The sequence below is a fragment of the Saccharomonospora iraqiensis subsp. paurometabolica YIM 90007 genome, from assembly GCF_000231035.2.
In the GTDB taxonomy this organism is placed as follows: domain Bacteria; phylum Actinomycetota; class Actinomycetes; order Mycobacteriales; family Pseudonocardiaceae; genus Saccharomonospora; species Saccharomonospora paurometabolica.
Window position 1 is genome coordinate 1 of record NZ_KI912194.1, and the last position, 849, is coordinate 849.

The window sequence follows — 849 nt, forward strand, 5'->3', positions numbered from 1 at the left end:
GCACGGCCGCCCCCGGCACGGCCGTGTGCGGGACGTCCTGCCCCGCCGCGCGCATGCGGCGCAGTTCCCCGAGCAGGCCCGTGGCCTCCCGGGGCGCGGAGAACAGCGCGGTGATCGGCGCCTCGATCGTGGGCGAGTCGACACCACCCGCGGTGAGGACGTCGAACGCCGCCAGCGACCCGGTGTTCAGCGGCAGGTTCGCGCGCGCGGCGCGCTCCCACCCGCCCCAGGTGCAGTGCGCGGCGAACCGGGCGAGGAACGCCCAGAGCCCGGGGTCCGGGGTGGCGGGCACGGACAGCGGCGCCGTGCGGTCGGCGAGGGAACGCAGGCCGTACCGCAGGACACCCGGTTCGTTCAGCGGGATCGCCAGACCGGGGGAGAGATAACCCGCGTTGCCCCACGAGGCGCCCCCCGCCACGCCCCGGTGATCCACCACGGTCACCCGCACCCCGTGTTCCTGCAGGAACCACGCGGTCGACAGGCCGACGATGCCGGCCCCGACCACCACCGCCGACCGTGGCGCACCGTCCACCCGGCTGCCTTCCGCCATGACCGCATCCCTTCCGTCGTCCGTCCCGTGGGCCGTGCCTTGTGACCCCGAGGGTCGCCGGAACGGCGGCCCGACCGCTTGTCCGGCGACGACAAATGGGATCGGCCTGTTTGGTCGCAGCCTCCAACCGGGGCAGAATCGACGGCGATGGTGACGGTCGACCGGCTGGTCAACGTGCTCGGCGGATACGGGGTGCGCCCGGTGTCGGCCGTGCCCGACCGCGACCGCGCGGTGCACAGCGTCGCGGTGCACGACCCCGCCGCGGCCACGGTCGCGGTGGGGGACGTGCTGCTGGCGGT

1 protein-coding gene is annotated in these 849 nt (G+C 75.1%); it reads right to left on the bottom strand.

The annotated features are described in order from the left end of the window. A partial coding sequence (locus tag SACPADRAFT_RS0201780) for an FAD-dependent oxidoreductase (protein WP_007027799.1) occupies positions 1–550 on the bottom strand: 550 nt, incomplete at its 3' end. Between the last annotated feature and the right edge of the window lie 299 nt (positions 551–849).